This window comes from Dongia sp. (genome assembly GCF_041905885.1).
In the GTDB taxonomy this organism is placed as follows: Bacteria; Pseudomonadota; Alphaproteobacteria; order Dongiales; family Dongiaceae; genus Dongia.
In genome coordinates, this window is sequence record NZ_JAYRKD010000055.1 from 1 (window position 1) to 4,072 (window position 4,072).

The 4,072-nt window shown below is 66.2% G+C and carries 3 protein-coding genes; 2 read left to right on the forward strand and 1 reads right to left on the reverse strand.

Annotated elements, in window-relative coordinates:
• Positions 1 to 123 precede the first annotated feature (123 nt).
• Positions 124 to 1,860, reverse strand: a complete 1,737-nt coding sequence (locus ACH2CY_RS28310) for an adenylate/guanylate cyclase domain-containing protein (protein ID WP_395023401.1) — start codon at positions 1,858 to 1,860, stop codon at positions 124 to 126.
• Between the two features lie 194 nt (positions 1,861 to 2,054).
• On the opposite strand from ACH2CY_RS28310, the gene ACH2CY_RS28315 reads away from it, so the two are divergent.
• Together ACH2CY_RS28315 and ACH2CY_RS28320 are read left to right on the forward strand one after the other, a co-directional pair.
• Positions 2,055 to 3,062: a dipeptidase gene (locus ACH2CY_RS28315; protein ID WP_395023402.1), complete on the forward strand. Its 1,008-nt coding sequence runs from the start codon at positions 2,055 to 2,057 to the stop codon at positions 3,060 to 3,062.
• A 145-nt stretch (positions 3,063 to 3,207) separates the two neighbouring features.
• A complete protein-coding gene (locus ACH2CY_RS28320; protein WP_395023403.1) occupies positions 3,208 to 3,957 on the forward strand; it encodes an SDR family oxidoreductase in 750 nt (249 codons plus the stop codon).
• Positions 3,958 to 4,072 lie beyond the last annotated feature (115 nt).

The window sequence follows — 4,072 nt, forward strand, 5'->3', positions numbered from 1 at the left end:
CGCTTCAGGTGATGGCTGGGCAAAATTGCAGCCCAACGGCTCGCTAAAGGGCCAAATCTGCTTCCACAACGGCGATGAAGCAAACTTCACCGCCCGTCCGTGGCCGACTTCTTCAACAGCCTGCTAGGCCGGCAGCCCGGCGCGCAGCAGCAGGTCGCGGTGGTGCGCCTCGTCCGCGGCCTGGCGGTGGTGCATGGTCGCGATGTTCGCGGCGACGGTGAAATCGGGCGCCAGCTTCAGCACTTGTGCAACATGCTGGGCGGCCGAACCCTGATCGCCGTTCGCCGCGTGGCCGGCGGCAAGCAGGGCGTGATGGCCGGCATCGAGCGGTGAGATCCGGTTGATGGCGTCGATCGCTTCCGCATAACGGCGGGCGACGAAGAAGGCGCGGCCGAGATGCCCCCAGAACCGCGCCGGGTGATAGGGGTTGAGCCGCATCGCCTGGCGGATCCAGTCGATACCTTCCTCGGCCCGGCCGAGCCAGGTCAAGAGCTCGCCCTGCTGCACGACGATCAAGTCGTCGTTCGGGTTCAGGTTGAGCGCGCGTTCCTGGTGATAGCTCGCCTTGTCGAGATCGTTGCGGGCGACGGCGATCGCGGCCGAGATCCGGTGCACGTCGCTGTCATTGTCGTCGAGAGCCGCGGCGCGTTCCAGCTCGGCCAGCACCTCTTCCCAGGTGGCGTCGCGATCGGCACAATAGCCGTTGACCCAGGCTTGGCCCAGGATGCAGGCGCGCCAGGCCCGGGCATGCGCATAGCGCGGGTCGAGCTCGATCGCGCGGTCGATCATCGCCGTCGCCTGGACATTGTCGTCGCGGGTCGAGCGGTGATGCAGCAGCCGCGCCGACATCACGCATTCGAAGGCGGCCATGCTCGAGGTCGGCTTGTTCTCGGCGCGGGCGCGGGTTGCTGCCTCGATCCGGCCGGGCAGGATGGCGACGATGGTGCGCACCACCTCGTCCTGGATCGCAAAGATGTCCTCGAGATTGCGATCGTATTTCTCGGCCCAGACATGCCGGTCGGTCTCGCCGTCGATCAGCTGGACGGTGATCCGCACCCGGTTGCCGGCGCGCCGCACGCTGCCTTCGATCACATACTGGACATCAAGCGCCTTCGCCACGTCGCGCACATTGACGGCCTGGCCTTTGTACTTCATCGAGGAATTGCGCGAGATCACCAGCAGGTCGCGGAACCGCGACAACTCGGTGATGGTGTCCTCGGTCAGGCCGTCGGCGAAGAACTCCTGTGCGGGATCGTCGCTCATGTTGGCGAAGGGCAGCACCGCGATCGATGGCTTCCGCACGTCGCGCGCCGCCTGCGGTGTCTCGATCGCTTCGCCCGGCGCCCGCCCGACCGCGGCCAGGAAGGCCCGGACCGGGCGGCTGATGTTCTTCAGTGCCGGCTCGCCGATGTCGTCGAACCGGACCGGCACCTTGTTGGCGATCTGGTCGTGCACCACGGCGGAGACGCAGATGCCGCCGGGCGCGGCCAGCGCCTGCAGCCGGGCCGCGACGTTGACGCCGTCGCCGTAGAGATCCTCGCCCTCGACGATGACGTCGCCGAGGTTGATGCCGATCCGCAGCACCATCCGGTGCGCCGCGTCGAGCGAATCGTTGGCCGCGTCCATGGCACGGTGCAGATCGATCGCGAACTCGACGGCTTTGACCGGACTCGGGAAGTCGAGCAGGACGCCGTCACCCATGACCTTGAACAGGCGGCCGCCGTGCTCCGCCGCCAAGGGACGCAGGATGGTCTTGCGGCGTTCCTTCAGCGCGGCCAGGGTCCCGGCATCGTCGGCTTCCATCAGCCGGCTGTAGCCGACCACGTCAGCCGCAACGATGGTGGTGAGGCGTCGGTCCATGCGGTCGATCCGAATTCCTGCCGGTGGACAGTAATCGCGTGTCAGAGGGAGTGTAGGACAATTTCGAGCCCGGAAGAAGGCATCGGGAGGGGTTGTCCGACCCCCATCCATACAGGCTAGAATGTGGCGCCGGCCTGACCCGCCAAACGGGCCCGCCGGCCAAAAGAGTTTCAAAAGCACCCGAAGGGATGAGCATGGACGTCGCAGTGGTCGAGAAGGCGCCGGAGATCTACCGGAAGTCCATCGTATGGGACAGTCATTCCTGCATGCCGATCAAGGCGAACCAGGATCTGTCCGCGGTCGAGCGGCATCGGCGCGCCGGCGCCACCTTCGTCTCGCTCAACGTGGGGATGGACTTCAACCCTCTGGCGCAATGCATCCGGGTGATCGCCGGCTTCCGCGACTGGATCGCCCGGAACAGCGACCGTTACCTGCTGGCCGGCACGGTCGAGGACGTGAAGCGCGCCAAGCGCGAGGGCAAGCTCGCCATCGCCTTCGACCTCGAAGGCTCGGCCATGCTGGAAGACGACCTCACGATGCTGGGCCTGTTCCGCGATCTCGGCGTGCGGCAGATCCATCTCGCCTACAATCTCAACAACTCGATCGCGTCGGGCTGCCATGACCAGGACCGCGGCCTGACCGCGCTCGGCCGCGCGGTGGTGAAGGAGATCAACCGCGTCGGCATGCTGATGGATTGCTCGCATACCGGCCGCAAGACCAGCCTGGAGATCATGGAAGTCTCCTCGAAGCCGGTGATCTTCTCGCATTCCAATCCGCTGGCCCTGCGCGAGCATGTCCGCAACATCACCGACGAGCAGATCGACAAATGCGCCGGGACCGGCGGCGTGATCGGCATCTGCGGCATCGGCCCCTTCCTCGGCAACAACGACATCCGCACCGAGACGGTGATCCGCCACATCGACTACGTGGCGCAGCGGGTCGGCGCGCAGCATATCGGACTCGGCCTCGACTACGTCTTCCACCCCGAGATCGACGACCTGCCGGCGCATGAGAGCCCCGACAAATGGTGGCCGCGCGCGCTCGGCTATGGCGGCACCGGCGGTGCCATGCAGATCGTGCCGCCGGAACAGCTGCCGGAGATCGCCGCGGGCCTGGTGCAGCGCGGCTATGCCGATGCCGACATCGCCGGCATTCTCGGCGGCAATTTCATCCGCGCCGCGGAGCAGACCTGGATCGGCTGAACGCATTCATTTCGATCGTCATGGTACGCGAAGGCGTACCATCCACGAGTTTCTCTCGAGCGCGCCGATGCAAACTCGTGGATCCTCCGCCTTCGCGGAGGATGACGAACCAAAGGATCTACGGAGCAGAGATCAAAGGACAGCTATGAGCAAAGTTCTTCTCGTCACCGGCGCCGGCCGGGGAATCGGTGCGGCGATCGCCCGCGCCGCCGGCAAGGCCGGCTATCGCGTGGTGGTGAACTACGCGCATTCGAAGGATGCGGCCGAGGCGCTGGCCGGCGAGATCAAGCAGCATGGCGGCGAGGCGGTGGCGATCCAGGGCGATGTCGGCGTCGAGGCGGATATCGAGCGCCTGTTCAAGGCGATCGACGACAAATACGGCCGCCTCGATGCGCTGGTGAACAATGCCGGCGTGATCGGCCCCTATGGCAAGGTCGAGGCCCTGAAGGCGAAGGATGTCGAACAGCTGCTCAGCATCAACGTGACCGGTGCCTTGATCTGCGCCCGCGAGGCGGTGCGGCGGATGTCCACGGCCAGGGGCGGGAAGGGCGGCGTCATCGTCAACATCTCCTCGGCGGCGACTACACTCGGCTCGCCCAACGAATTCATCGCTTATGCCGCCTCGAAGGGCGCCATCAACTCGATGACCATCGGGCTGGCCAAGGAAGTCGGCAACGAAGGCATCCGCGTCAACGCGGTCGAGCCCGGCCTGATCGAGACCGAGATCCATGAAGCCGCCGGCCCGCCGGGCCGGTTGGCGCGCCTCACCCCCAGCGTGCCGCTCGGCGGCCGCGGCGGCACGGCGGACGAGGTGGCTGGCCCGGTGCTGTTCCTGATGTCGGACGCTGCGTCCTACATGACCGGCGCCATCATCCGCGTCGGCGGTGGGCGCTAGGTGTCGTTGCCAAGCAGGTTGTTCAGTCGGTGAGCTGGGGGAGCGGCCATGATCCCGGCATGGGGTCGGTGGTGATTGTACCAATGTAGCCAGCCAGGCATGTCGGAGCAGCGAT